21 protein-coding genes and 4 pseudogenes are annotated in these 26,403 nt (G+C 67.1%); 12 read left to right on the top strand and 13 right to left on the bottom strand.

Annotation, left to right across the window (positions count from 1 at the left end; all coding sequences use genetic code 11):
• Positions 1 to 118 precede the first annotated feature (118 nt).
• Both J7I89_RS15700 and J7I89_RS15695 read left to right on the top strand, forming a co-directional pair.
• Positions 119 to 1,300 (top strand): hypothetical protein, encoded by a 1,182-nt coding sequence (locus tag J7I89_RS15700; RefSeq protein WP_214972193.1) that lies wholly within the window; start codon positions 119 to 121, stop codon positions 1,298 to 1,300.
• A complete protein-coding gene (locus J7I89_RS15695; protein WP_214972182.1) occupies positions 1,297 to 3,141 on the top strand; it encodes a hypothetical protein in 1,845 nt (614 codons plus the stop codon). The genes J7I89_RS15700 and J7I89_RS15695 overlap by 4 nt, the downstream gene beginning before the upstream one ends.
• Positions 3,142 to 3,303: 162 nt before the next feature.
• Here the strand turns inward: J7I89_RS15695 and J7I89_RS15690 are convergent.
• Positions 3,304 to 4,214, bottom strand: a pseudogene (locus J7I89_RS15690) (flavin-containing monooxygenase).
• Positions 4,215 to 4,243: 29 nt separating this feature from the next.
• Positions 4,244 to 5,719: a diguanylate cyclase domain-containing protein gene (locus tag J7I89_RS15685; protein ID WP_251045407.1), complete on the bottom strand. Its 1,476-nt coding sequence runs from the start codon at positions 5,717 to 5,719 to the stop codon at positions 4,244 to 4,246.
• A gap of 143 nt (positions 5,720 to 5,862) precedes the next feature.
• On the opposite strand from J7I89_RS15685, the gene J7I89_RS15680 reads away from it, so the two are divergent.
• Positions 5,863 to 6,132 (top strand): hypothetical protein, encoded by a 270-nt coding sequence (locus J7I89_RS15680; RefSeq protein ID WP_214972180.1) that lies wholly within the window; start codon positions 5,863 to 5,865, stop codon positions 6,130 to 6,132.
• A gap of 134 nt (positions 6,133 to 6,266) precedes the next feature.
• A complete protein-coding gene (locus tag J7I89_RS15675; protein WP_214972177.1) occupies positions 6,267 to 7,046 on the top strand; it encodes an alpha/beta fold hydrolase in 780 nt (259 codons plus the stop codon).
• A gap of 33 nt (positions 7,047 to 7,079) precedes the next feature.
• Here the strand turns inward: J7I89_RS15675 and J7I89_RS15670 are convergent, their stop codons facing one another.
• The 3 genes and pseudogenes from J7I89_RS15670 to J7I89_RS15660 all read right to left on the bottom strand — a co-directional run bounded on the left by J7I89_RS15670 (position 7,080) and on the right by J7I89_RS15660 (position 9,334).
• Positions 7,080 to 7,754: a hypothetical protein gene (locus J7I89_RS15670; protein ID WP_214972175.1), complete on the bottom strand. Its 675-nt coding sequence runs from the start codon at positions 7,752 to 7,754 to the stop codon at positions 7,080 to 7,082.
• A gap of 83 nt (positions 7,755 to 7,837) precedes the next feature.
• A pseudogene (locus J7I89_RS15665) lies at positions 7,838 to 7,948 on the bottom strand (type 1 glutamine amidotransferase domain-containing protein); the annotation flags it as partial.
• Positions 7,949 to 8,041: 93 nt separating this feature from the next.
• On the bottom strand, positions 8,042 to 9,334 hold the full coding sequence (locus J7I89_RS15660) for a cyclopropane-fatty-acyl-phospholipid synthase family protein (RefSeq protein WP_214972163.1): 1,293 nt from the start codon (positions 9,332 to 9,334) through the stop codon (positions 8,042 to 8,044).
• Between the two features lie 268 nt (positions 9,335 to 9,602).
• Here J7I89_RS15660 and J7I89_RS15655 point away from each other — a divergent pair, with 268 nt between their 5' ends.
• The gene (locus tag J7I89_RS15655) at positions 9,603 to 10,064 is read left to right on the top strand and encodes a hypothetical protein (RefSeq protein ID WP_214972160.1); all 462 of its coding nucleotides are present in this window, start codon (positions 9,603 to 9,605) and stop codon (positions 10,062 to 10,064) included.
• A gap of 98 nt (positions 10,065 to 10,162) precedes the next feature.
• Here the strand turns inward: J7I89_RS15655 and J7I89_RS15650 are convergent, their stop codons facing one another.
• A complete protein-coding gene (locus tag J7I89_RS15650) occupies positions 10,163 to 10,627 on the bottom strand; it encodes a hypothetical protein (RefSeq protein WP_214972157.1) in 465 nt (154 codons plus the stop codon).
• Between the two features lie 542 nt (positions 10,628 to 11,169).
• Here J7I89_RS15650 and J7I89_RS15645 point away from each other — a divergent pair.
• The 5 genes from J7I89_RS15645 (at position 11,170) to J7I89_RS15625 (ending at position 18,166) form a co-directional block, all read left to right on the top strand.
• Complete coding sequence (locus J7I89_RS15645) at positions 11,170 to 11,664, top strand: hypothetical protein (protein WP_214972154.1); 495 nt, start codon at positions 11,170 to 11,172, stop codon at positions 11,662 to 11,664.
• A 163-nt stretch (positions 11,665 to 11,827) separates the two neighbouring features.
• On the top strand, positions 11,828 to 13,384 hold the full coding sequence (locus tag J7I89_RS15640; RefSeq protein WP_214972151.1) for an MFS transporter: 1,557 nt from the start codon (positions 11,828 to 11,830) through the stop codon (positions 13,382 to 13,384).
• Positions 13,377 to 15,869 (top strand): PEP/pyruvate-binding domain-containing protein, encoded by a 2,493-nt coding sequence (locus tag J7I89_RS15635; protein WP_214972148.1) that lies wholly within the window; start codon positions 13,377 to 13,379, stop codon positions 15,867 to 15,869. Before J7I89_RS15640 ends, J7I89_RS15635 begins: the two co-directional genes overlap by 8 nt.
• The gene (locus tag J7I89_RS15630; protein ID WP_214972145.1) at positions 15,866 to 16,489 is read left to right on the top strand and encodes a TetR/AcrR family transcriptional regulator; all 624 of its coding nucleotides are present in this window, start codon (positions 15,866 to 15,868) and stop codon (positions 16,487 to 16,489) included. Before J7I89_RS15635 ends, J7I89_RS15630 begins: the two co-directional genes overlap by 4 nt.
• 57 nt (positions 16,490 to 16,546) lie before the next feature.
• Entirely contained in the window at positions 16,547 to 18,166 is a 1,620-nt protein-coding gene (locus tag J7I89_RS15625) for an alkaline phosphatase (RefSeq protein WP_214972144.1), read from the top strand.
• 45 nt (positions 18,167 to 18,211) lie between these two features.
• Here J7I89_RS15625 and J7I89_RS15620 read toward each other — a convergent pair whose 3' ends face one another.
• A complete protein-coding gene (locus J7I89_RS15620) occupies positions 18,212 to 18,508 on the bottom strand; it encodes a hypothetical protein (protein ID WP_214972143.1) in 297 nt (98 codons plus the stop codon).
• A 356-nt stretch (positions 18,509 to 18,864) separates the two neighbouring features.
• Here J7I89_RS15620 and J7I89_RS15615 point away from each other — a divergent pair, with 356 nt between their 5' ends.
• Both J7I89_RS15615 and J7I89_RS15610 read left to right on the top strand, forming a co-directional pair.
• Positions 18,865 to 20,052 carry an exonuclease domain-containing protein gene (locus tag J7I89_RS15615; protein ID WP_214972142.1) on the top strand — a complete coding sequence of 396 codons (1,188 nt, stop codon included), beginning with the start codon at positions 18,865 to 18,867 and terminating at the stop codon, positions 20,050 to 20,052.
• A gap of 191 nt (positions 20,053 to 20,243) precedes the next feature.
• Complete coding sequence (locus J7I89_RS15610) at positions 20,244 to 20,999, top strand: ZIP family metal transporter (protein WP_214972138.1); 756 nt, start codon at positions 20,244 to 20,246, stop codon at positions 20,997 to 20,999.
• Between the two features lie 23 nt (positions 21,000 to 21,022).
• Here J7I89_RS15610 and J7I89_RS15605 read toward each other — a convergent pair whose 3' ends face one another.
• The 6 genes and pseudogenes from J7I89_RS15605 to J7I89_RS15590 all read right to left on the bottom strand — a co-directional run bounded on the left by J7I89_RS15605 (position 21,023) and on the right by J7I89_RS15590 (position 25,874).
• A complete protein-coding gene (locus J7I89_RS15605) occupies positions 21,023 to 21,208 on the bottom strand; it encodes a PspC domain-containing protein (protein WP_214972135.1) in 186 nt (61 codons plus the stop codon).
• A 208-nt stretch (positions 21,209 to 21,416) separates the two neighbouring features.
• The gene (locus J7I89_RS15600) at positions 21,417 to 23,759 is read right to left on the bottom strand and encodes a multicopper oxidase domain-containing protein (protein ID WP_214972133.1); all 2,343 of its coding nucleotides are present in this window, start codon (positions 23,757 to 23,759) and stop codon (positions 21,417 to 21,419) included.
• 284 nt (positions 23,760 to 24,043) lie between these two features.
• Positions 24,044 to 24,655, bottom strand: coding sequence for a GAF domain-containing protein (locus tag J7I89_RS25270; RefSeq protein WP_374102023.1), 612 nt, complete (start codon positions 24,653 to 24,655; stop codon positions 24,044 to 24,046).
• A gap of 3 nt (positions 24,656 to 24,658) precedes the next feature.
• A pseudogene (locus J7I89_RS25265) lies at positions 24,659 to 24,814 on the bottom strand (serine/threonine protein kinase); the annotation flags it as partial.
• Between the two features lie 134 nt (positions 24,815 to 24,948).
• A pseudogene (locus tag J7I89_RS25260) lies at positions 24,949 to 25,317 on the bottom strand (protein kinase); the annotation flags it as partial.
• A 299-nt stretch (positions 25,318 to 25,616) separates the two neighbouring features.
• Complete coding sequence (locus J7I89_RS15590; RefSeq protein ID WP_214972131.1) at positions 25,617 to 25,874, bottom strand: hypothetical protein; 258 nt, start codon at positions 25,872 to 25,874, stop codon at positions 25,617 to 25,619.
• Positions 25,875 to 26,403: the final 529 nt, after the last annotated feature.

Here is a 26,403-nt window from a genome sequence, read left to right as displayed (position 1 = left end):
AATCCTAGGCTCGTAGTCACAGGGCACCCATGGCAATGGTCCATTCTGCTGCAGATGCTGCTGGGAATATGGAGTTCAACTCCGGGGAGCAACATTGCTGGACTACGGATTTTTTCACATGGGCGGGCGTGGTAGCGGCCGCAGGACTTCCCGGCTTGGCGTAAGGCGGGGAGGTGATCGCTCGGCTGGTCCTCATCTGCGCAGGTCGCGGGATATGCGGCTTCAGGCACTGCTGGCAGCGCTGCTGCTGGCGCTGGGGTGTGGTCTTGTGGTGGTGCCGGTTGCGGCGTCGGTTGCTGAGGGTGAAATGCGCGCTGCCACGAACTGTGCCGTGCGGCTGCTCGCCGGCCTGGGGGGCCGGGGCAGCAACGCGATCGCGGCGAGCAGCAACGGCCTGGTGGTCGGTATCGCCGACACCGCCACGGGCGGGTCCGCGCCGGTGCTCTGGCGGGACGGTCGGCCGACCCCGCTGACGGTCCCACTCCAGACTGCGGTCCCCACCTCGGCGAACCGGGCCGGAGTCGTCGTCGGCACGGGGTATGACGCCACCCATGAGGTGCTGGTGGGCTGGTGGTGGCGGAACGGGATGTACCATCGGCTCCCCGTTAGCCCTGGTGACATCGCGCTCCCGTCGATGGTGTCGGACAGCGGCGTCGTCGTCGGGGTGTTGATCGACGACGAGGAGCACTCCGACGGGCCGGGCGCCGACGAGGACGAGCGCCCCGCTGTCTGGTCCACCGTGACCGCGGCACCCCGCCGGCTCATGCTGCCCTCCGGTGCGCGGGGCGGTCATGCGTTCGCGATCGGCCCGGACGGCACGATCGGCGGGGTGGCCCTCGCCGACGGCGGTACTCCGGTCCTGTGGGAGCCGACCGGCACCCCGAGGGCCCTGCCGACCCTCGCCGGGCGAGGCGGTGTGGTGCTCGCGATCGACTCCGCCGGGCAGGCGCTCGGCCAGAGTGCCGTGCCCGGGGGAACCCACGCGGTCGAATGGAACGCCTCCGGCCTCATCACCGACCTGGGCGCAGCGGCCGCCGGCCCCGCCTCGAGCGCGCTGGCAGGCATTGCGGGGATCGCCGTCGGAGCGGGCAGCACGCCGTACTTCCGCGCGTCGCGACCGCAGGCGGTGATGTGGGTCGGCAAGAGCGCCCGGATCCTGCCACCGGGTTCGGACGACCAGTTCGCCGGAGTGTCCGGGTCGGCGAGCTCGGTGTCACGGCAGGGCGGGACCACCGTCGTCGTCGGGTTCTCCGCGGCAGCCAACGGGCTGCGCCGCGCGACCGAATGGAGCTGTCGATGAACGGCCGCCGGCGCGTGCGCCGCCCACTGCGCCGAGCGCTGGCCGTCCTGCTCGGCGGCGCACTCGTTCTCGCCAATGCCTACGCTCTCGCCACATCGCGAGAGCCCCGGGCCACCGCCGCATCCTCGGTGAGCCTGGGGTTCGCCGGCGACACCGGCGGCAACACGGTGACCGGCAAGGTGATCGACGCAGCGCGCAACGCGGGGACCGCGGCGATGTTCAACCTCGGCGACATGTCCTACTCCCAGATCACCCCGGAGTCGTCCTGGTGCTCGTTCGTCACGCAGCACGCCGGGACCATGGCCTATGAGCTCGTGTCCGGGAACCACGAGGACGACGGACCCGACGGGGTGTGGTCGAAGTTCGCCGCGTGCCTGCCGGACCGGCTCGGCGCGACAGGAACCTATGGCCAGCAGTACTACACGGACTACCCGGCCGGCAGCCCGCTGGTCCGGGTGATCATGGTGTCCCCGAAGCTGGCCTTCAGCGGCACGACCCTGGACTGGTCCTACCGGGCCGGCACGCAGGGCTACAAGTTCGTGTCGTCGGCGATCGACGCGGCACGGGCTGCCGGGATCCCGTTCGTCATCGTCGGGATGCACATGTACTGCCTATCGATGGTCAACTACCCCTGCGCCGCCAGCCCTGACCTGATGAACCTGCTGGTGGCGAAGAAGGCGGACCTCTACCTGCAGGCACACGACCACGCGTACGCGCGCAGCTACCCGCTCGCGCTCCAGGGCACCTGCACGGCCATCCCCGTCGGCACCTTCAACCCCGATTGTGTGGCCGACACGAACCCCAATGCCCAGTTCACCGCCGGCACCGGGACGATCCTGGCCACCGTGGGTTCGGGCGGTAGGTCGCTCAACAGCGAGCGCAACACTGCGACGGCGCCGTACTTCCAGCAGTTCATGGGCAGCAACAACAACCCGACGTATGGCTTCTTGAAGGTGTCGGTGACCGACACGACGCTGACCGGTCAGTTCGTCGGCGCCTCGGGCGGGACCTTCACCGACAGTTTCACGCTCACCCGGACGGCATCCTCACCGAGCCCATCGCCTTCACCCTCGCCGACACCGACACCGACGCCGACGCCGACACCGACGCCGACACCGACACCGACGCCCTCGCCGACACCGACGCCGACGCCGACGCCTTCGCCGGCACCGACTGTCCGGTCGTCGGCAACCGGATCTGGCGAGCTGTCCTCTTCGGGCTCGTACACGCCCACCCTGCCAGCAGGCTGGCAGCCCGGCGATGTAGTCTTCCTGTTCTCGCAGGTGACCGTGGCTGGGTCGGCGAACGTCACGACTCCCGCGGGATGGACGCGGGCAATCGCCGAGTTCACCAGCGCCGGATCCAGCTCGGCGCACCAGGCGGTCTGGTATCGGGTGATGCAGTCCGGCGACACCGCGCCGAGCGTGCCTGAACCCGCCTCCCGGTATGCCTGGGTGACGGTTGCCGTGCAGGGCGCAGACGCCACCACGCCGCTGGACGTTACGCCCACCACTGACACCAACACTGGCGTGCCCTACCCGGATGTCCGGGCCCCGTCGATCTCGCCGGTAACGTCGGGGGCGTTGTTGTTGACCGCACACGGCGTGAGGAACGGCACCAACTCGGCGACCACGACATTCACGCCACCGTCGGGGACGGCCGAGGTTGGCGACGTAACGTCAAGCGCTGCGTCCAAGTCGAACGCGGCCATCGAGGTCGACTTCCTATCGCTGACCGATACGTCCGCCACTGGCGCGAAAACCGCGACCGCAGCCTCAAGCTCCGGCACGATCATCAACCAGTGCGGCTCGGCCATCGTCGTGCGCCCAGCCTCGCCCTGACCGGTGCGGGGCAGTGATGGCCGCTGCGGGCCAGGTCGGCGCCTCCGGGGCCGCAACCCCGGTCGAGAACAGCTCCGCCGACCCCGACCTTTTCGACAGGCTAAATCAGCGGGGCTCAACCAGCCGTGGTTTCGAGGTTTCGATAGGCCCAACCGGCGGGGCTCAACCAGGGTTCCGCGCGATGTGCTCCGCGATGTACTTGGCATCCCTGCCCACGCCGGCGAAGATCGACGAGCCCTGGCCGGTCAGCCAGGGCAGCCCCACGGCGTAGAGTCCGGGATGCTCCGTGACGCCCCGGCTGTGCCGGGGATAGTTCCACTCGTCGAGGACCGGGATGTCCAGGATGCTGAAGTCCAGCCTGTAGCCGGTGGCCCAGATGACTGACATGGCCGTGCAGCCGGACGCCGCGGCGGCCGAGGTCCCGTAGGTGGATGTCGTGGCCGCCGTCGGCGCCGGACACCAGGGGGTTGCAGGCGAACCGCGCCGCGGGGGAGGGCAACTGCCCCACGGTCAGCGCGTTCAGCCCGTACTCGAAGCCGTGCATGCCCACCTGCATCAGCCAGTAGAGGATGTCCTTGCCGCGGTACCGGCGCGGCGTCTCCGGGCAGGTGGACACCGCCAGATGGACCTCGCGGCCGGCAGCGAGCAGCTCCTCCGTGATCTGGCCGCCGGACTGGCCGGTCCCCACTATCAGGGCGGCACCCGCGGGCAGCTGCTCCGGGTTGCGGTGCCGTGCGGACCGGTGCACCGACGGTCTCCGCGTACGTCCGCATGTAATCCACGACGTCCGCGCGCGGCATGAAGGCCTCCGGGTCGGGGCCGTCGTAGGGCATGCCGGGCAGCACGAGCGAAAAGTTCGGCGTGTTCAGGACGAACGCATCCCACCGGTCCTGCCACGCGCCGCCCAGGGCGGGGCGCCGCTCGAGCAGCTGGTGTTCGACGCCTGCCTGGCCGAGCCTGTAGCTCGTGGCCAGGCCCGCCTGCCCGGCGTCGACAATGAGGGTGTCCACCTCCGCGGCATCACCGCCCGGGGGCTCCGGTTTCTTGGTAGCGGCGTCTGCGTCCGGTCCCATGGGAGGAGTGTGCGCCCGCGGCGCCCGCTTCAGGAGGAGTTGTCGGTGGCCTGCTTCGACAGCGACGGACGCACCTGCCGTCTCGGCTGGTTCCCCTCGCGGCTGTACACCTCGTAGCGCGCCTTTCCGCCGTGCTTCACCGCGTACATGGCGGTATCCGCCTGCCGCAGCAGCTCCGTGGCGTCCGCCGTTTCGGCGCTCCGTTGGGCCACGCCGATGCTCACGGACGCGGACAGCGGATGATCGCCGATCAGGAACGGCTCGATCAGCGTCTCGTAAATCCGCTCGGCGACGGGCCCCGTCGCCGGAGTGCCGTCGTCGTTATCCAGAACGACGACGGCGAACTCGTCGCCGCCCAGCCGGGCCACCATGTCGTGGCTGCGGACGCTGGCCCGGAGCCGGGCAGCCAGCTGGACGAGCAGCTCGTCGCCGCCCTCGTGGCCGAAGGAGTCGTTGACGTCCTTGAAGTCGTCAATGTCGATGAAGAGCAGGCCCTCGTGTTGCGCCCTGAGATCGCTGCCGGAGGCGAACGAACCGGCCAGCCGCTCGGTCAGGGCAGCCCGGTTGGCGAGGCCGGTGAGGGCGTCGTGGGTGGCGCGGTGGGTCAGCGTGGCGTGGCTGTCCTGCAGGGCTGCGGCCATCCCGTTGAACGCGGTTGCCAGCTCGCCCAGCTCGTCGCGCCGGGCGATGTCGATGCGATGGCTGTAGTCCCCGGCCTGCAGCTTATGGACGCCGCGGCGCAGGCTGTTCACGGGCCGCATCAGGTCCTTGACCATGCGGCGGCGGAAGTACAGGGTGGCGCCGATGGCCACGGCAAGGAGTCCGGTTCGCGCTACGATCAGCAGCTGTTCAAGGTCGCCGGTGTCAACGAGCCCCCTGTCCAGCGCCTCGAGCGAGGAACTCTGGATGCCTATGAGCTTGTCCCGCACGCCCTTGCTGGCCGTGGCGAAGGCGGGAGTCTCGGCCACGTGGTTCCCGTTGAGCTCCAGCACCTGGTCTCCCCACAGGCCGCGCGCCGCCAGGGCCGACTGCCAGTCCTGGCGGGCCTGGCGGAGCGCGGCCTGCATCCCGTTCTCCTCCGGCAGGACCTCGGCGGCGTGCCCGAACAGGTCCGAGATGTCCCGCTGCTGCAGCACGAACGCCTCGCGGTTGACCGGCGCCCCGGACAGGAGCTGGTGCCCCAGTTGCTCGTGGTCGTCAACCGCGGCGGCCAATGTTGCTGCCGTGCGGGACTCGAGCCGGACCTGGCTGGCCGTCGTCTCCAGCTGGTGCACCACGGCCCGGACCCCCACGATCGTGACAGCCGCCCCGAGTATCAGCGCCAGCAGCATGAAGACGAACGCCCTGGACCACTCGCGCAGCAGGCTCCACGTGCGGGCCGGGCCCGGGGGATCCGTGGGGGTTGGTTGAGTGCTATTGGCCGGATCTGCCGGAGTGTCCGAGATCGCTATCTCCGGGGCCGTCCCGGGAGGATCGGTTGACCCGACCATCGGTCCGGTTGTCATAGGAGGAGGCTAGCAGGAGCGGAGTTCACGGTGCCGTTGCCGCGGGTACATTTCGTTGTCACGGTCTCGTGTCATGGCGGCGCCGCACTCCGCAGCCTGAAAGTGCGGGAGACTAGAAGCCACGACAAATAAGGCGGAACACATTGATTACTCTCCAGCAGGACGCAGAAGGCTTCATCCGGATGAACCGGCACTTCCCGGAAAGCGTCCTGATCTCCATCACCTTTGCCGATGGCACGACGGAACAGGTCTCGGGCGGCCGGCTCAACAAGGCCTACGACGACGCCCTGGCCGAATACCGCGCCCAGAACCACCTGGACGCTAAGGGCTTCTCACGTTCCCCGGCGAAGAGGAAAACCAGCCCGGGCAACAAGATCGACTTCGTAAAGGTCCACCCGGGCATGGGTGACTGAGCCGCTGATCGAGCTTGTCGAGATCAAGGGTCCCCTGCGGTCGGGTTTCGACAGGCTCAACCGGCGCACGCCGTCGTTCATTGACGGTTGTAAGAGCTCTGGGGATCAGTGGCTCCAGGCGTATGGTTGCGTCCATGGAACCGATTCGGGCGATGCTTCTCCCTGGCGCCGTGCTTCCCGCCGAGCTAGCCTATGCAGCCCTGATTGAGGCCTTGGGGCCGGACGTTGAGGCCAACGCGAAAGACCTTGAACTCTACGTGTACGACAAGCCCCCTGCAGACTGGAGCCTGGACACAGAGGTTGAGGGGGTCGTGCGCGAAGCCGACGCCCGGGGCTGGGCGACGTTCCATCTGGTCGGCTATTCCGGCGGCGGTGCGGTGGCGCTGGCTTTCGCCGCCAAGCACCCTGAGCGATTGCAGAGCCTGGCGTTGCTGGAACCGGCGTGGGCCGGCCGCTGGGACTGGAGCCCTGCCCACGCCAAGGTATGGAAGGACCATGACGCGCTGGAGGCCCTGCCGCCAGAAGAGTTCATGAAGGCGTTCATGCGGCTGGCGGTCAGGCCCGACGTCGTCCTTCTGCCGCCGCAGGCGAGCGTCCCTCCGCCGTGGATGGCCAAACGACCGGCGGGCATCATGGCGTTTGTACGGACCTTCAAGAGCTATGAACTGGACCGCGGCATGCTGGCCAGCTTCGACCGGCCGGTGTTCTTCGCCCTCGGCGCCCGGAGTAATCCGGACGACTACGGTGAGATTGCCAGCCGGTTGTCCGCGGTGTTCCCGGACTTCCGCCTGGAAGTTTTCGAAGAGCGCCACCATTTCGATCCGCCGCACCGGATCGAACCGGAACGGCTCGCGGGTTTGTTGCGGGAGCACTGGGAACGGGCGGCAAGCAGACGTCCGGCGGGAGCAGACTGATGGTGCAGCTCTCAGGGCAGAAAGCTCCGGTGATCATGCGCAGGCGGTTCCAGTGTCCCTGGCTGCGGCGTTCCGGAGGCTGAAGCCGAGAATGATCCATCCCGTGCCGAACAGGGCAAATATGGCGGCGCCGAAGGCAAGAGGCAGTAGTTCCAGCGCGTACATCAGCGGCCGCAGGGGCAGGACGAACATCCCGACTGCGCCTAGCAGCATCAGACCCAGTCCCAGCAGCTTCGGATTTCCATTCCTGTCGTGGCCATCCCCGGTGGCTGCCACTCCTGACAGGAAAAGGGCCAGGCCCACGACTGGGGCGCCAAGGCTGAGCCCTCCGGTTGTCAAAGGGTCGAACTGAATCAATTGCCCTGCTGCGGCGATGATGGCAAGGACGAGGCTAAGCGCCACAAGTACTCGGGCGGTCCGCCTCAGCCGTGAATGGGCAGCAGGGACGAACGCGAGGTAAGACAGCGCTGCCCAAGCAGTCAGGAGCAGCGCCAGGACGCCGGGGAGGTTGTACAGCACGAACAGTTCGGCACTGAGCACCGGTGAATACTGACGATCTTCCTGCCACAGGACGTCGGGACCATGCGGTGTCAGGTTCCGGTAGTAGCCGTGGACGATCCAAAGGAGGCCTCCTATAAACATGGCCCACCAGACGGGCTCTCCGCGGCCGAGTACGCGCCTTAGCGGACGTATGGTTGGAGCGTTCATTGGAGGCCTCCCATCACAGCTGTCGCCACGGGCAGATGGTTGGAGTTTACAACTCACGGGTGCATCTGGCAGTGCGCTGTGACCTAACCAGCGAGGCCCTTGATGACCTCCTTGGCCACGTCCACGCTGGACTGCGGGTTCTGGCCGGTGATCAGGTTTCCGTCACGCACCACGAAGCTGGACCAGTCCGGCCCCGCTCCGTCGAGATCAAGGGTCGGCGCGCTTGGTTTCGACACAGCTGGTTTCGACAGGCTCAACCAGCGATCTCGACAAGCTCAACCAGCGGCTCAACCAGCAGCGGTCCATTCCCTCAGCCGCAGCGGCGGTTCCTCGCCGCCGTGCTTTTGCACCAGCACCTGGTTCACGCCCGTCAGGCCGCTCTCGAACCCCAGCGCGCTCGAAGCCATGTACAGGCGCCAGATCCGGACCCGGCCTGCACCGGCGAGCCGCACGGCCTCGTCCCAGTTCTCCTCCAGGTTCCGCACCCAGGCCCGCAGCGTCAGGGCGTAGTGCCGGCGCAGGGCCTCGACGTCGAGCACCTCGAAGCGTCCGCCCTCCAGCGCCACCATCATGTCGGAGAGGCTGAGCATCTCGCCGTCGGGGAAGACGTAGCGCGGGATGAACGAGTCGGGATCGTCCACTGTGGGCCCGGCGTTCCAGGAAATGGCGTGGTTGAGCAGCCGGCCGCCCGGGCGCAGCAGGCTGTGGAGCTTGGAGACGTAGCGTCCGAGCTGTTCACGGCCCACATGCTCCGACATGCCGATGGAGCTGATCGCGTCGAACGTGCCGTCGTCGATGTCGCGGTAATCCTGGACCCGGATCTCCACCCGCTCGGTCAGCCCGGCCTCGGCCACCCGCTTGCGGGCCCGCTCCGCCTGCTCGGTGGACAGCGTCACGCCGACGACGTTCGCCCCGTACCGCTCCGCGGCATGCAGCGCAAAGCTGCCCCAGCCGCAGCCCACATCCAGCACGCGCATGCCTGGCTTCAGCCCGAGCTTCCGGCAGACCAGATCGAGCTTCGCTTCCTGGGCGGCCTCCAGAGACGTGTCTTCGCTGTCGAAGACCGCGCACGAGTACACCATCGAGGGCCCGAGGACCAGGCGGTAGAAGTCGTTGCCGACGTCGTAATGGTGCGAGATGGCCGCGGCGTCCCGCTTCTTGGAGTGCCGCCGGCCGTGCCTTTCCACCTTCGCTTCCTCGGGTGGCGGCGCGGGGTTCGGCCCCACCGCGCCCAGCCGGACGGCGGTGGCGAGCAGGGTCCCCAGCTCACGCGCCGTTGGCTTCCGGAAGGGCCCGGGCTCGGCGAACTTGCCGGCCGAGCTCAGGGCCGTGAAAGCCGCGAAGATGTCTCCGTGCGGGTCGATTTCCCCGGCCACGTAGGCCCGGCTCAGGCCCAGCTGCCCCGGCGACCACAGGATCCGGCGCAACGCCCGCCGCGACCGGAACTCGATGACCGGCGCAGCCGCCGGGCCCGCTTCCGAGCCGTCCCAGGCCCGCAGCCTGATGGGGATCTCCTCCGTGCCCAGGACTATGGCCAGTGCTTCGGCCAGCAGTGGTGCCACACCCGATGTCTTTGCCATGTTCGTCGCCTCTCGTCCGGTGCTCGCGTCAGGCTGGGCGGGGGCTGCGCCATTTGCAGTCCCGCCACTAGAACCTAAAACTACACAAGCCCGCGTGCCCCGGACAGAGAGACAAACCGGTCCCGTTTTCGTGTCGGTCCGCCGCCGCCAGTCCGCCGCCTACCGTCCGCGGAGTCGCCGCGAGCAGCAGTCGAGTCTGGACCGGCATTCCGGGCGGTGGGATCCTGACCCTGCAGGCATCATCGGAGCGGGAGGCAGGTAGCGGACCATGGACGACTCAGCGGATACGCGGCAACGGCTGTCCGACCGCATCGACCAGAAGCAGCAGGCACTCCGCTCGTACATTGGACGGGAACGGCCGCGCCGGAACAAGCTCTCCAACATCAGCATCGTGGGCAGCGCGCTGGCCGCCATGCTCACCGCCGGCCCGGCTGTCGGCGGCACGGGATTCACCGAAGCGGTCCGCGGCATCTTCTCGCTCGATGACGACTCCGTGGTGTGGCGCTTCCTGTGCCTTGCCGCCGTCATTTGTTCCGTCGCCGCGGCCTTGGCCACGAACTTTGCCAATTCACACGCACTCGCCGAGAAGGTGAGCGCGGCCGAGACCGCAAACGCGCAACTGGAAGGGCTGCAGGTGACGTTGAGTTTTGGCCACATCGCCATCGACGAGGCGCTGAAGCTTTATCAGCAGTACGTCGCCCAGGTGCCGTTCGTGGATCATGTGCCATAGCGCTGACCCGCACCATAACAAAAACGCACGACGGCGGGTGGCCGGCAGAAATGCCGGCCACCCGCCGTCGTGCTTCGGTAGGAATGCGGTCTGCGCTGCTAGGCGAGAAGGGCGCAGATGTCCGTCACTTGCCCCGGACCCTCAAAGGCGCTAACTTGGCGGCCTTTATCATCCAGCACAAAGGTCACCGTGCCGAGAGTAAGGTAAAGACCTTCTCTGTCGCCTTCAGGGACAATGAGGACATTTCTGCCCGTGGATGTGATTACTTGCAGACCCGGAGAAGACGTGTCGATGTGCGTGGCACCCGTTATAACATAGGTGACGCTTTCGCCGGTCTTTATGTTCGTCAGGGTCGCTTCCTGTCCAGGTGCGGTGATGATGGTGGCCCCGCCGGGAAGTTCATTTACTCCCGATTTGCCGGTGACTGTTATCTCGATCCTGTAGCCACAGTCTCGGTTGACGAACGTGAACGAGCCGATGGGATCGGGCGGTGCAGCGGCTACCGGGCCGATACCTGTGACCAGCCCGAGCAAAAGGGCAGCCAGAATTGACATTTTTTTCATGACAGACTCCATCCAAGATGTGGTGGGGAAAGCGCACGACGAAAATGTCGCCGGAGACCTGCGCATAAAATATGGGCGTGGGTGCTCAGGGATAAAAATTCAGGCAGGTTCTCGAGGGAGAACTCTGCGAATGAGTTGCCACGAAATAATAGTGCGTCACACTAAAATTCCACTCATATTCCCTTACTCAAAAGTAAGGGTCAGCTCTCGGCATTATCTTCCTTGATAAGTGCCTCAATTCAGGATATTAGCCCCTGCTCCGAGCCAATGGGAAGAGTTTTTTGTATTAGTAATTTCTCATAAATCATGTCGTGCTGCGGATCGAACTGTGGATCGAGACGTGGTGGGGGACGCTGGCACACCTAAGGGTCGTCGGAGACTTGCAGTGCTAGCACGGAAGCGGGGGAGGGGTGCCCGGTTTCACTATTGAGTTACCGGATTCAAGGAAAGCAGTAAGCAGTCCGGAACGGCCTCGGACCCCGCCGGGGCAGCGCAACCCAAACCGCACCCATCCAAACGGATCGTCCCTCAGGAGCACTCCCTTGTTCAAATCATCAGTAAACAAAAAGTCCCACCCCGTCCGCCGCAAGCTCGCCCTGCTGTCGGTGATCGGACTGGGAATGGTGTCCGTGCCTTTTGCCTTGGCCGCCCCCGCCCAGGCAGCCGTCACAAACTACGCCTGCTCGGTCACCCCGCTGAAGCCGGTCTTCGCCGGGTTCAATTCGTCGGGCGTCAAGCTGGTGGACTACCGGATCCAGGTCCGCTGCTACAGCGACCGCTACATCAACATCACCCAGGAGCGATGGGAGGAAGACGACTGGCCCAACGGTGACGACCACCTCGGCACCTCGTACTTCAGCCGCCACCTGAACTACGCGAGCGGACTGGTGACGATCTCCAACGTCCGGACACTGGTCAACGGCGAAATCGGAAACGAGGAGGTCTACCAGAAGACGAGGTGGCAGGAAGGCAGCAACGGAATCTGGTCCGCGTACACGGGGTGGCGCACCAGCTCCTCCACATCGATGTCGAACTGACCTTCCGGCAGCCGGCGACGCCGGCTGGCAAAACACCCAGGGCCCGGCCTCCCCGCCGGGCCCTGGGTGTTTGGCGGGACCCTCATCCACAGAACCTTGCGCACCCTGAGAGGGCGGCGTAGCTTGTAGAGAACTAACAGTTCTCTATCTCCGGGACCCTTCAATGGGCAGCAAGCAACGCAGACAGCCCGCAGTGCCGGCGGCCATCCGTGCGGCGCTTCCGGGAATCCTGCTGGTGATGTTTCTGGGGGCTCTGGACCAAACGGTGATGGCTGCCGCCCTGCCGACCGTTGCCGGTGACCTGGGCGGTTTGGACCAGATGCCCGCCATCATTACCGGGTATCTGGTTGCAGCTACGGCGGCCATGCCCCTCACCGGAAAACTGGGGGACGCCTTCGGCCGCAAGCGTGTCCTGCAGGCTTCGCTGGTTCTGTTCGTCGTCGGCGCCGTCCTGTGCGGACTGGCGCAGTCGGTGCCCGAACTCATCGCCTCCCGGGCCGTGCAGGGGATTGGCGGCGGCGGTCTGATGATCGGGGCCCAGGCGATCATCGGGGAGCTCGTCAGCCCGCGGGAGCGCGGGAGGTTCCTCGGCATCATCGGAGTGGCCTACATCGTGGCGGCTGTCGTAGGCCCCCTGGCCGGCGGGGCGGTGGTGGACAGGCTGTCCTGGCGTTGGATCTTCTACGGCTACGTGCCGGTGGGACTCGCGGCCCTCGCCGTCGTTTCGCTGGCCCTGCACCTGCCGGCGCCACCGCGGGGCCGCCGCATCGACTACGGCGGGGCGGCACTGCTGAGCCTGGCCATCGTGGCGATCATCCTGCTGTGCAGCGTGGGCAATTATGCCGGTCCCCCCTGGCTGGTTCCGGTCCTCGCAGTGGCGGCCGCGGCGTCGCTGGCCGGCTGGCTCCTGACGGCGCGCGTGGCCGCCGATCCGATCATCCCCCTGGCCCTGTTCCGCGACCCGGCCTTCACCATTCCGACGGCGATCAGCTTCCTCCTCGGTTTCGCCATGTTCGCGGCCGTCAGCTACCTGCCAGCCTTCCTGCAGGTCGGGATGGGCCTGAGCGCCACAGCGTCCGGAGCTGTGCTGGTTGGTTTGGTAGCCAGCATTCTGCTGACAATGGCGGCCTCCGGGCTGCTGATTACGCGCACCGGGCGCTACAAGCAGTACCCGATCGCCGGGACGCTGCTGGCGGCGCCCGGGATGTGGCTGTTCAGCACCTTGGATTCGACGAGCAGCGTCTTGCTGGTCCTGGTGGCCATGCTGCTGCTTGGACTGGGGATCGGCCTGGTCATGCAGGTCATGGTGCTTGTGGTGCAGAACTCCGTGGAACTGCCCGATCTCGGTGCCGCCACCTCCACCGTGACGTTCCTGCGGCAGGTGGGCAGCTCCGTGGGCGTGGCCGTGCTGGGATCGCTCATCACCGTGCGTTTCGCCGCTGCGGTCCCCGCAGGACTGGCAGACCAACTCGGCGACAGGATCAATTCGCTCACCCCGAAAATGCTGGCTGAGCTGCCGGAGGCGGACCGCTCCGCCGTGGCCGCGGCCTTCGGTCAGGCGCTGCCGCCTGCCTTCGGCTACGCGGCGATCGTGCTCGGGATTGCCTTCGTGCTGACTCTTTCCCTGCCGGAACGGGAACTGCGCACCACGGCGCATTCCGACGCCGGCCAGGGCCGCTCCAACCCCACCCCCCGTCCCCCAGGAGCCTCGGATGACTGAGAAATTTACGGGTACGCTCGCCGACTTCGGCGCCGCGGACCTTGCGTCGGCGGGCGGGAAGGGCGCGAATCTCGGCGAACTCGTGCGCCACGGTTTCCCGGTTCCTGCGGGCTTCGTCGTCACCACCGCGGCCTACGCCACCCTGCTGGTGGAAACCAGTCTGGGCGCCGAGCTGGAGAGATTGCTGGACGCCGAAAACGCCGGGGCACGGATCCGGGCCCTGTTTACGGACGCGCAAATACCGGCGCGCGTCTCCGCGGACATCGCTGCGGCCTACGCAGCCTTGGGAAGCGGACCGGTGGCCGTGCGTTCCAGTGCCACCTCCGAAGACCTGCCAGGTGCCGCGTTTGCCGGGCAACAGGACACGTTCCTGAATATCGTCGGCGAGCAGGCGGTCATCCGGGCCGTGGTGGATTGTTGGGCCTCGCTGTGGACGGACCGCGCCATCGCCTACCGGCAGCGCCAGCGGATCGACCCGCGGGAGGTTTCCATCGCCGTCGTCGTTCAGGACATGGTGCCGGCGGACACCGCCGGGGTCTTGTTCAGCGCGAACCCGGTGACGGGCGAACGCGGCGAAATTGTGGTCGACGCCAGCCCCGGCCTGGGCGAGGCTGTGGTTTCCGGACGCGTCACGCCGGAGCACTACGTGCTGGACAGCACCGGCCGGACGCGAACGTTCACTCCGGGCGCGCACGAGGTTGTCATCCGCGCCCTGGCGGGCGGGGGCACGGAGGAGGGTGCCGGCACGGGCAGCCCGGGGGCTGCCCTCGGCGAAGAGCAGTTGGCGGAACTGGCGCGCCTGGCAGTGCGGGCCCAGGAGCATTTCGGGCGGCCGCAGGACATGGAATGGGCCATCACCGGCGGGTGCCTGTCCGTGCTTCAGGCGCGGCCGATGACGGCACTGCCGCCGCAGCCAATGCGCCTCAACGCGTTCCAGAGGTTCATGGGTCCGTTCTTCCTGGAGATGTTCCAGGACCGTCCCTATCCGCTGGATGTGTCGGGCTGGATGCAGCGTGGAATCCTGGCCATGCTCCACGGCATGGCCGGCAGCGTCGGGGTCATCTTCCCGCCGGTGAAGGAGCTCCTGCCGGAGGAAGATGGAGTGGTGATCCGGCTGGTTCCGCCGGTCCCGCGCCCCACGCTGCGCACCCTCGGCGTCCCGCTTTCCGTGGCGCGCCGTGCCCGCCGGTTCAATCCGGCCCGGTGGACCGACGACAGCAGGTTCGCCACGTTCCTGGAGAACGTCCGGCGGCTGGCAGGGCAGGATCCGCGGTCCATGTCCTGGCGAGGGGTGGTCGGTTTCGCGGAGGATGCCTTCGCCACGATGCGCGGGATCACCGAGCTGCGGATCTCATACCTGCCGGGAGCCTTTGTTCCGCAGCTGAAGCTGCGGCTGATGCTCCTGCTGCTCGGCAAGCGGCACCTTGGCCCGGCACTCATCGCAGGTGCGGAAACCCGCACCAGCCAGGCGAACCGGGCGCTGGAGGACCTGGCGGATCGGGTCCGGTCCCATGGCGGGCTGGCCCGGGCCTTCACGGAGCTGGCACCGGGCGAACTGCTCTCCCGTGTGGAGCACGACCCGGAATTCACGGAGTTCCACGCACGTTTCCACGCATTCCTGGCCGAATACGGGCACCGCGAAACCGTCAGCGTGGTGATGAGCAGTTCACCAACCTGGTCCGATGCCCCCGAAGTGGTTCTCGGGCTGATCACGTCGATGATGGGCGAGCGGCGACCGGCCGCAGACCAAACCGGCCAGGCACTTGCGGAACTGAAGCGGCATCCCGCCCTGCGAATCACAGCCGTGCGCCGGCACCTGCTGTCCGCCGTCGCCGCCGCCAAGGCCGGGACGGCCTTCCGCGAGGACAGCCACTTCTACGCCACCATGGTGCTGCCGCCGCTGCGCCGCGCGCTGTCGGATCTGGGCCGAAGGCTGTGCGAGGCCGGAGTGCTGGCGGATCCGGCCGACGTAAATCACCTGCGCTTTGAAGAACTGGCGGGAATGGACGACGGCGGCGCGCTGCCGGCCGCGGAGCAGGAACGCTACCGCCGTCTGGTGCTGGCCAGGGCCGCGAAACGCCGGGAACTGGAGGGTATTCCGTTGCTGGATACGGCCTCGTTGTTCGCACACGGACACCGGAGGCCGGGCGCCCTGGTTTCCGGCATGCCGGCCAGCCGCGGCCAGGCCACCGGCACGGTACGGATCATCCGGGGGCCGGACGAATTCGGGCTGCTCCGCAGCGGCGAGATCCTTGTCTGCCCCTATACCAATCCGTCCTGGACGCCACTGTTCCAGCGCGCGGCCGCCGTTGTGGTGGACGCCGGCGGCATTGCTTCCCATGCCGCCATCGTCGCCCGGGAATACGGGATCCCCGCTGTCATGGGCACCGGGTCGGGCACCAGCGCCTTGCAGGACGGCCAGCTGGTTCTTGTGGACGGCACCCGCGGCCGGGTCACTGCGGCAGATCCGGAGCAACCGGCGTGACCGTTGTGCCGGGCCCGGACCACCGAACGCTGCCGCGCCGCCGCGGTGCGGTGCTGAACCGGGCGATCTTCGATGCCGTCCTGGCCGAGATCGCCGAATCCGGCTACTCCGCCCTGACCATGGACCGCGTCGCCGAACGTGCGCGCGCCAGCAAAGCCTCGCTCTACCGTCGCTGGCCCGGCCGCGCCGCCCTGGTGCTGGACGCGGCCTACGAGGCGATGCCCGGCCCCGACACCGTCCCGAATACCGGCAGCCTGCGCCTGGATACCCTGACGGTCATGCGGCAAGGGGGTCGGCTGCTGGAAGGGATAGTGGGACAGGCCATGCGCGGAGTGCTGGGTGAGGCCTTGCAGAACCCCGACGTTGCCGCCGAGGTCCGGGAATTCGCGCGCGGAAACGCCAGCAGGATGATGCGGGAAATCCTCGCCAACGCGGTCAAACGGGGCGAATGCGATCCGGACCTCGTGACCGACTTCAGGATCGAGGCCGGTCCTGCCCTATTGCGGCAACGGTTCATCTTCGGTTCCGGGCCGATCGACGATGACTTCCTGGTGGAGGTTGTGGACCAAGTGGTGCTGCCGCTGTTCGGCGTCGACCCGTCAGCGGGAAACCCGACGTAACGCGAGCGTTCACACCGCCGTCGCCGCCGGTTCACGCCGCCGGTCAAGGATGGCAGCATGACTCCTTTCACCCGCCGAAACATCCTCAAAGGTGCCATCGCCGCTGCCGGTGCTGCCGCCGTCGCCCCTTCGCTAGTCGCGCCCGCCCACGCCGCCCGGCCCTCCGGCGTCGCGCTGGTCCGCAACCGACTGACCCTTCCGTCCGGCATCGCCACCGGCGATGTCACCGCCGATTCCGGCGTCCTGTGGTCCCGCGCGTCGGGTCCCGGCCGGCTGGTGGCCAGCCTGCTGGCGGTCGACGACGGCGGGTCCCCGCTCAGCGGCAGCCGCGCCTTCCGGCGGGTGCTGCGGGGGACCGCCGCCAGCGAGGCCACCGACTTCACGTCCAAGATCAACGCCCGCGACCTGCCGGCCGGTACGCGGTTCGCGCTGACCATGCACTTCGAGGACCCCGAGGGCCAGGCAGGCGAAACCGGGCGCGGCTCCTTCAGCACGGCCCCCGGAACCGGCACGCTCAGCAACGGCCGCACGCCGCGCCGGCAGAGCTTCGTGTGGAGCGGCGATACCGCCGGCCAGGGCTGGGGCATCAACGAGGAGATCGGCGGCATGCGCGGCTACGCGGCCATGCTTGCCACCAAGCCGGACTTCTTCATCCACTCCGGCGACACCATCTACGCCGACGGCCCCATCGCCGCGCAGGTCACCGAGCCGGACGGGCAGGTCTGGCGCAACCTCGTGACCGAGGAGGTGTCCAAGGTGGCCGAGACGCTCAACGAGTACCGCGGCCGGCACCGCTACAATCTCATGGACCGCAACGTCCGCGCCATGTACGCCGAGGTGCCGGTGATCGCCCAGTGGGACGACCACGAAACCACCAACAACTGGTACCCCGGCGAGATCCTCACCGACTCCCGCTACACCGAGCACCGGGTGGACGTGCTCGCCGCCCGCGGCCGCCAGGCCTGGCAGGAATACCAGCCGATCGCCCAGCTGAGCGACGGCAGCACCGGCTTCGAGCCCGCCCGCATCTACCGCAAGATTTCCCGCGGCCCGCAGCTGGACATCTTCTGCCTGGACATGCGCACCTTCAAGGACCCGAACACGGACGGCAAGGAAACGAGCCTGACCCACATCCTCGGCGAGGAACAGGCCCGGTGGCTGATCCGCGAAGTCAGCAAATCCAAGGCCACCTGGAAGGTGATTTCCGCCGACCTCCCGCTCGGCATCATCGTGCCGGACGGCCCCGTCAACCAGGAGTCCCTCTCAAACCGCGACGCCGACGCCCCCTTGGGCAAGGAACTCGAGATCGCCGGGGTGCTGTCCGCGTTCAAGCGCAACCGGGTTAAAAACGTCGTGTGGCTCACGGCCGACGTCCACTACTGCGCCGCCCACCACTACTCGCCCGAGCGGGCCGCCTTCCAGGACTTCGACCCGTTCTGGGAATTCGTGGCCGGTCCCATCAACGCCGGGACGTTCGGCCCCGGCCAGATGGACGCCACCTTCGGCCCGGAGGTGGCGTTCTTCAAGGCCGGCGCCTACGCCAACCAGTCCCCGCGCAACGGCGAAAGCCAGTACTTCGGCCACGTGGACCTCGGCGAGGACGACGTCTTCACCGTCAGCCTCCGCAACGCCAACGGCACGGTGCTCTGGAGGAAGGAACTGCACCCGGAGCGCTGATCTTGGAACTGGCGTCGCTGATGTGGCGCTGCCTTGCTGTGTGGCTTAAGCCTCGGGGCCTGCAGTCAGGTAATTGTGCACATCGTGGAAGGTGATCTCCGGGGGGCCTGGGATGCCGACCTCGGCGACGATGGGGTTCGTTTTCGCTTGAGTAAACGCATCGAAGTCTTCCCGGCTCCGCCAGACGTCAGTGACGCGGATGCCGGTGTCGGTGGCGGTGACCCAGTGAAAGATCCCGCCCGGGGCGCCGGGTCCGCCGGCGGCGAAGCCCATCTTTTCGACGACTTGGTCGTATTGCTCGATTGTTCCGCCGGGGAAATCCAGGATGACGGCGACAGGCATGTGATGCTCCTAAAGGCTTTCAGAACAGACCAGAGACGGCCCGGGATCGGACCGTCTAAGTCCCGTGGTACTCCCGGCCACCGGGGGTGTCAACGGCGTTTTGGTTCGACCAGCGGTGCCCCCGCTGATCGAGCTTGTCGTGGCCCCAGGCTCAACCGGCTGATCGAGACGGCGGGTGGCCGGCAATCATTGCCGGCCACCCGCCGTCGCGCGCTTTCACGGTGCCGCGCGGTCCCGCCGCAGTTCACAATCCCTGCAGGACCGTAATCTGGCATTTAGTCTGCAAGAATGTCCCCCTCAGCGGACAGGCCAAGCAGCGGTGCCTCCCGCCCACTTAGCGCGCCCGGGGGGCTTCCATGGCAGGGATCAGCTTTACCGCCATCGACTTTGAAACCGCGAACAGCAACCGCGGGTCGGTGTGCGCCGTCGGCCTGGTGAAGGTCCGGGACGGAAGAATCGTGGACAAAGCGTCCTGGCTCATCAAGCCCCCGCCGGGCATTGACCACTTCGATCCCATCAACGTCGAAGTCCACGGCATCAGTGAACGCGACGTTGTGCACGCGGCGGACTGGGAGATGTCCATCGAGGGCATCCTGCAGTTTGCCTGTGAGGACCATCTGGTCGCGTACGACGCCCCGTACGATGCCTCGGTCATGCGGAAAGCCACCGAACACCTGCGGTTGGACCTGCCGGCCAAGGATTTCTACTGTGCGCAGGAGCTGGCCCGGACACAGCTGGAGCTCACGAAGCATCACCTGAACGACGTTCTGGAGGCGTTGAAACTCCCGCCTGTTCACCATCCCGAGCCCGGCACGAACGCCCTGGCCTGCGCCAACGTGGTCCTGACCATCGCCGGAATGCGCCAGTTGGCCAGCCTGGCCGAGATCTGGGCTGCGCCGGCCGCTTCGATCGGACAGCGACGCCCGGGGCGGCGTGTCCGTGATGAGGCACCTGACGCGGAGGGTGAAATGACCACCGGTGATGCCCTCGGCGGTGAGGCGCCCGACGGCGAGGCGCCAGGCGCCGTCGTAAGTTCCCGCCGGGAGCCTTCCCTAGAGGCACGGACTGCTGCAGCGCCGGCGGCACGGGGCGAATCAGAGCACTTAGGGGCCGATCCCGGGTCAGAGCCGGATGAGGCGCAGGCCACCACCCGGACGCCTCGGCGGCGGGCCGAACCACCGCAGCAGGCCGAGCCCTGGCCGGAGGCGCAGGACACTGCGCAGGACGAGGCCCAGGCCGAGGCCCCGGCCGAGGCCCCGGCCGGGACCCCGACGCCCCGGCCGGAAACCCCTCCGAGCCCGGCCCCTGCACCGCCGGAAGACCATCGCGGCGTCCAGAGCGGTCTGAAGTCCGGCATCGCGCTGTTGGCGGCGGGCCTTCTTGCCGCGTTTTTTCTGTCCGCCCTGACCGGTCTCGCGATCCAGTCGTTCGCTGCGGGCCAGATGGGAATCGGCGCGGTGGAACTGGCGTTGGCGGTGGCCGCCGCGTGGGGTGTCTGGGCTTCGATCACGGCCGGCTGGCGGAGGATCTGGTCCGCCAAGTAACCAGGCGCCGCTGCACAACCGGATTCCCGCGTAAGGGCCTGACGGCCCACCGGCCAGCCGCCGCGGGCCGCGCACTCCGGTCTGCAAGAATGCTCATGGTTCGGGACCGGGCGCAGCCGCACCTTGGCGTTCTGCCGGGGTGAACGCTCCGCCGGCAATGCAGGCCTCTCACGGCCGCGGAAGGGGAGCGCATGCCGATGTGGGCGCAGGCAATGCTGTGGGGAACACTTGCGGGCGGAGCCCTGGTGCTCGGCTCGTGGCTGTCCTGGAAATGGACCATCCCGGCAAAGCTGGTCTCGTCGGTGATGGCGTTCGGCGCAGGCGTGCTCATCTCCGCCCTGGCGTTCGAACTGGTCGACGAGGCCGTTCAGGGCGGCGGCCTCTGGCCCACGGTTGCCGGATTCCTCGCGGGTGCCGTGGTCTATGTCAGCGCCAACGCGTGGCTGGCGCGCTCCGGGGCGAAGCACCGGAAGCGGTCCAAGGGCCAGCAGCCCTCGGAAAAGGAGGAGCCGGGCAGCGGCACGGCCATCGCCGTCGGGGCCCTGCTCGACGGCATCCCCGAGTCAGTGGTCCTTGGCCTTGGCCTGATCACCGCCGGGACCGTCAGCCCGGCGATGCTTGCGGCGGTTTTCATCTCCAACGTCCCGGAAGGCCTTTCCAGCACGGCCGGCATGAAGAAAGCGGGCCGCAGCGCCAAGTACGTCTTCGGCGTGTGGGGAGGGATCGCCCTGCTTTGCGGCCTGGCCTCGCTGGTCGGCTACACGGCCTTGGAAACTGCTCCCGCGGGCGTGGTCGCGTTCATCACGGCCGTGGCTGCGGGCGGGATCCTCGCAATGCTCGCGGACACGATGATTCCTGAAGCCTTCGAGGAGCACCACAATCTCACCGGCCTGGTGGCGGCAGTGGGCTTCCTCACCGCGTTCACCATCCACCACGTCGGCGGGTAGCCGGACTTCTCGTAGAAGGACCGTTACTGCGGGGCTTTGGGAATGATGATCCACAAAGCGATGTAGACGAGTTCTCCGACGCCGAACAGCCCGAACAGCACAAAGCCGATGCGGACAAGCGTCCTGGAGATACCGAAGCGGTCAGCGAGGGCTGCGCAGACTCCCGCGATGACCTTGCCGTTCCTGGGCCGAACCATTGCTGCTTCCATTTCGCCACACTAGCAGCCGGTCCGGGGTGAGGTAAGCGGTACAGGGGAGTCATTTCCGGGGCTGTGCCCGCGCCGCGTTGCGGGCTGCCACAGCTTCCGGCGGGTACCCACTTTCCGGACGGTTAACCCCGACGACGGGAGGCCAGCATCGTTGATGACCTCCCGCCGCCGAGTCTTTGGTGACCGGGCAGTGCAGCAGGAGCGCCGGTCAGGCGGCAGTGACGGTGACGGTGCGGGTGGCCAGTGTCTGCCCGGTAATCCAGTGCAGATAATCGACCGCAATGGTGTACTTTCCGGGCGAGGGCGGGCGCAGCAGGAGGTCGAATTTCTCGGCCGCCCCGGACTTGATGACGCTGGTCAGCAGCGGCTCGCCCGCCATCGACGGCTGAACGGCCGGGCCGGTCGGGCTGGGTGTGTTCCAGAACGGCCTGCCGTCGTGCGCAATCAGTTCGGCGATGCGCGCGGGCTTTCCTGCCGTATCCATGAACCTTGTGAGCGTGGGGAAGTAGTCCACGTTCACCAGGCGCACCAAGGTGGGCCTCTTGGTGCCGGTCACGACGTTCGCCTTCATGGCCGAGATGGCCCACACCCTGTCACCCCTTGGCCTGCTCGCGATCGCGCCGCCCAGGAGAAAGAAGTGTTTGGGCTCAAAGCGGTTCAGGCCGGCGTCCTCACCGGACAGTCCTGCGGCGTGGTTCATTTCGTGCCACCGCGGGTCGACGGAGTACGGGGCAATGAGGGTCTCGGTGGCGCTGTCGTACAGCGGACCGTCCAGGGAGTGCCGGCGGGTCCCTAGCGGGGTTGCGGGGCTGGCCGGCGGATCGATGATGATGGCCCCGAACATGCCCATCTGGACGTGAAGGGGAGTGTTGACGTGGCAATGGTAGAAGTACGTGCCGGCGGAGCCCCGGTTGGGGTTGCCGCGTTCGGCAACCTCCGGTCGCCACTGGTAGGTGTATTCACCCGAGACCTCGAAGGAGGTGTGGCCCACGCCGTCGTTGCGGGGATCCGGTTCGATGCCGTGCCAGTGGATGGTGTGGACCCTCTTGCTCGGCTTCACCGTGGCGTGGAACAGCTGGCCCTCCGTCAGCCGCACCAGCGGCCCGGGGAGACCGCGGCCCGACCTGTCGTCTTCGAAGCTCCACACTTCGTGCTCGGAGCCGTCAGGGAATCGGAGTTCCCTGTTGAAGAAATCGAACTCGACCGAGACGTCCGGCCGCAGGGGAAACTCAGTCTCCGGGCTGCCCTCGTGGGGCTGGTCGGAGGCGAAGTCCACCTGGCTCCGATACGTATGGTGGGCATCGTCCTCAGCCGTGGGAGGCAGGCCAGATTCGGGGGCGGGTGCTGCTGCCAGCACCCAGTCGGCCACCAGGCCGCCGGGGTACATGCCGCCGGCGGCGGTCTGCGACGGCTCCGCATGGCAGTGCATCGGATACGTCCAGTCCTCCGTCCGTGCCTCCCAAACGGGTTCCACCGCTTCAGGCGGGCGCCGGACGGGAAGTATCGCTTCTTTGCGTTCCAGCGGTTGCAGCTGAACGGTGTCCTCCCACTGTTGGAGAATGACGTCCCCCTGGGGACTGACCCTTCCGTTTGAGCGGGGAAAGTCGGTGCCGTTGGCGCGCACCGTCCACACGTGGTTGCCGTGGTAGTGCAGCTGGTGATCCGCGATGCCGGCGTTGACCATCCTCACCAGCTGGCCGGTCCGCACGGCGCCCGGGACCGGTGAGGCACTGAAGTTCCGCACGTCGGTTTCCCTCGGATGGCCTGAAGGCAGCGTGTCCTGTTTGCGCCGTTCGTTGAGCTGCTCATCGGTGCTGACCGCCAGGGACTGAAAACCGGCATGGCCGTTGAGGGTGAAGTACCGCGGCACGGCCGGGGTGGTGATCGGGTTGACCGTCTGTCCCCGGGAGGCGATGCGGGCCCAGTTCGAGTCCACGTCGTGGCACAGCCACAGCCACTGGCGTTCGAACTCGGCTCCGCCGGGGGCGAGCCGCCAGGCGTTGCCGGGGTCGATGACCACCAGCGCGCCGTACAGGCCCAGGGTTCTTTCCACGGGCTGGTTGCCGGGATCGGTGAACAGGTAGGTTCCCGGCGCCGGTGCAGGGAACTCGAGGAGGCTTGTCTTCCCCGGAGCGACCACACCGGTGGTGGCATCCGCACCTCCCGGACCCGCGCGGTGGAACCGGAGCTCGTGCGGCTGGGCGAGGTTGTTGAGCAGCCTCACGCGGACGGTGCTCCCGGTTTCGGCGATCAGGGTGCGGTCCGGGAAGTAGCTGGCCCAGTAGGCGCGTCTGGCCAGGTACTGCCGCGGATTCGCGGGGTCGTCCCGCAGCGGTGCGGGGCGGCCGCGCGGCGGCAGGGGTGCGGCCAGGGGATAGGACCGGCTGGCGACGACCTGGCCAGCAGCGGTGAACACCCGCGGGCTCATGGCCAGCGCCGGCTTAGGGTCCGTCACCGCTGTGCGGCGCTCGCCGAATCCCCGGTGGTAAACCAGTGACCCGTCCACCGTGGGAACGAATCCGTCGTTGACGTGGATGTCCAAGATGGTCACGGCCGGCCCCCAAGATGATTCCGGCCCGAAACAGTTATACGAAATTTCATGTCCCCCCCAATTGCGTTTGCGGACAGGCCCATCCTTGCGGCGGAAAGCTACGGAAACGTTGGGTTTCGCGGGGCCGGAATTGGGGGAGTCGGCCGGGCTGCATTCCGCGTCAGAACCACGACGGCGGGAGGCGGGCAAACGCTGCCGGCCTCCCGCCGTCGTGGTTTCCGCCAATAGCGGCGGGTCAGGAGGCCGTGTGAAGGCGCGTCAGGAAGTCCTGTCAGGAAGATCTGTCAGGAAGGTCCGGGGAGCTGGGGCGTCCGGCTGTCGAGGCGCAGTTCGAGAACGTTCATGACCACCGCGGCGAGGTCCCGAAGCGTTGCGGACTCCGAGGCGTCCAGGACGCGGGGCTCATGGTCGAGGATGCACAGGGTCCCCAGGTTGTACCCGTCCCGGGACTTCAGGGGCGCCCCGGCGTAGAACTTGAGGCCGAACTCTCCGGCGACAAGCGGATTCGCCAGCGTGCGCGGGTCCTCCGGGGCGTTCTCGATGACCCAGACGTCGTCCTGCAGAATCGCCGACGCACACAGGCCGGCGTCCCTGCCTATCTCCTCAACGGGGACACCGTGGTGGGACTTGAACCAGATCCGGTCGTGGTCCACAATCGACACGATCGCAATGGGCACCGAAAAGAGCCGGGCGGCCAGGGACGTGATCCTGTCGAAGGCGCCGTCGGCAGGGGTGTCCAGAATTGCGTAGCGGCGAACGGCCTCCATCCTGGCGTCCTCGTCACTGGGGATGAGGGCGGCGTCCACTTTGTGTTTTGCCCTGCTGGCGGCCTGGTCCTGCAGGGCCTGCGTGACCTCGCGGCTTGAGGGCCGGTCCTCCGGATTCCGTGCCGTCATGGCGGCCAGGAGCATCTGCCATTCCGGTGCCAGACTGGACGGGATGCTCGGATCCTCGATCAGCCGTGCGAGGGCGCTCTGCAGCGGATCGCCCGGAAAGGCTTGCTGGCAGGTGAGGCACTCGAGCAGCACCAGGCCGAGCGAGTACACGTCGCTGGCTGGTCCGACGCGCTCGGCCCTTGCCTGCTCCGGGCTAAGGTATCCCGCAGTTCCGAGGAAGCCGCGGCCGGGGCCTCCGGCTGGTCGGCGATGAGGGCAATGCCGAAGTCCGTGAGTTTCGCGCGCATCCTTGCGGCGTCATGGTGATAATCGAAGATCATGATGTTTCCGGGCTTGACGTCCCGGTGGATTACCCCACTTTCGCGGATGTACGCCAGGGCGTCCGCGAGGTCGTGACCGATCTGGGCTGCATGGCGCGGCGGGAGCGGCCCGTCCGCGAGGCGGCGCTTGAGATCCGGTCCCTCCACGAGTTCCATCACGAGGTAGATGCGCGGCCGTCCTGGTTCGGTTTTGTCGACTCAGGCGTCCAGGAGGGTTACAAGGCTGTGGTGGTTCAGGCGCGCCAGGACCTTTAGCTCCGCCTCGGCATCGTGAGGCGCATTACTGCCTCTGGGTCTGGTGACAATCTTGACGGCCACTTCGCGCTCGAGGAATTCATCCATGGCCCGGTAGACGTTTGCCATGGCTCCGGACCCGATTTGTTCCAGGACGTGGTACCTGCCGCCCAGGACCGTGCCTGCTGAAATACCGGACTGTACGTCCATTTTGTGCCTTTGGGTCTTGCCGCGCGGTGCTCGAGGCCGGTGCGCGTCTTCGGTTGTGAGGTTCTAGCAGGAGTGCGTTAAATGCGGTTGCCTAAAGGGCGTGGCTTAAAGGGCGTGGGTTAAGAGACGTGGCTTAGGAGCCGTGGCTTAAAAGACCGGAAGAGCCGATTCGCATCGACTCTTCCTTGATCATTCAGCTATATGAGGCTGGGGGCGCTGGCGAGGATGTAGTCCGCCGCGGCCGGTCCCGTCATGGCAAGCTCGCAGTCCTCGGGATCGATTCCCTGTTCCTTGAGCGATGCCCATAATGCTGCGGGATGCTGGGGCTGGGTCTGGTTGATGAGGCACCAGCTTGTGTACAGGCCGTAGAGCTCATCCGGAGTCAGCTGCGTGTCAGTCTCGCGCTCCGTGGTGAGGGCCTCGGCTACAAATAGCTCGAAGTGGGTGGCAGTCATTAGGAACCTCCAAAGCAGGCGTATTGATCCGCCGTTCTGCTTCAGCGATAACGGATCGCCGCCCGAGGGCTAGTGATCCCCTTGAAATGTATGCGAGACAGACCGTTCTGTCTAGTCGCTCCCGGGTGCTACCCGAAGTGCTGCTCCCAAGGCCGCTCCCAGGCGGGAGCGGAAGCATTGTGCGGCGCGCTTGCGATGCGCGTGTGGTGTCCGTGGGGCGCGCTTGCGATGCGCGTGTGGTGTCCGTGGGGCGCGCTTGGGGCTCGCTAGCCGGCCGATTTGCACGGACGATTCGGGGTGTGTATATTTATTCGAGTCGCCGCCGCTGAAGCGGAAAAATAGCGACCGACCCCCAGATGAACAGCCTGAAAATGGCGTGCTAATTAGTGCGCCAATGACGGGCGGGGACCTTCCTGCTGAATCGAAAATCACGGAAACGATGATTTGCAAAGATTCGCCGGAGCGGGTAAGTTTGAAAAGTTGCTCCGGAGCGATCCGCGACCGAAATGGTTGTGGTGGTGCCGGGTGT

Origin of the sequence: Arthrobacter sp. ISL-5, assembly GCF_018613835.1 — a bacterium.
In the GTDB taxonomy this organism is placed as follows: Bacteria; Actinomycetota; Actinomycetes; order Actinomycetales; family Micrococcaceae; genus Arthrobacter.
Note: the sequence above shows the minus strand (reverse complement) of the source record. Positions and strands in the feature narration are given on the sequence as shown.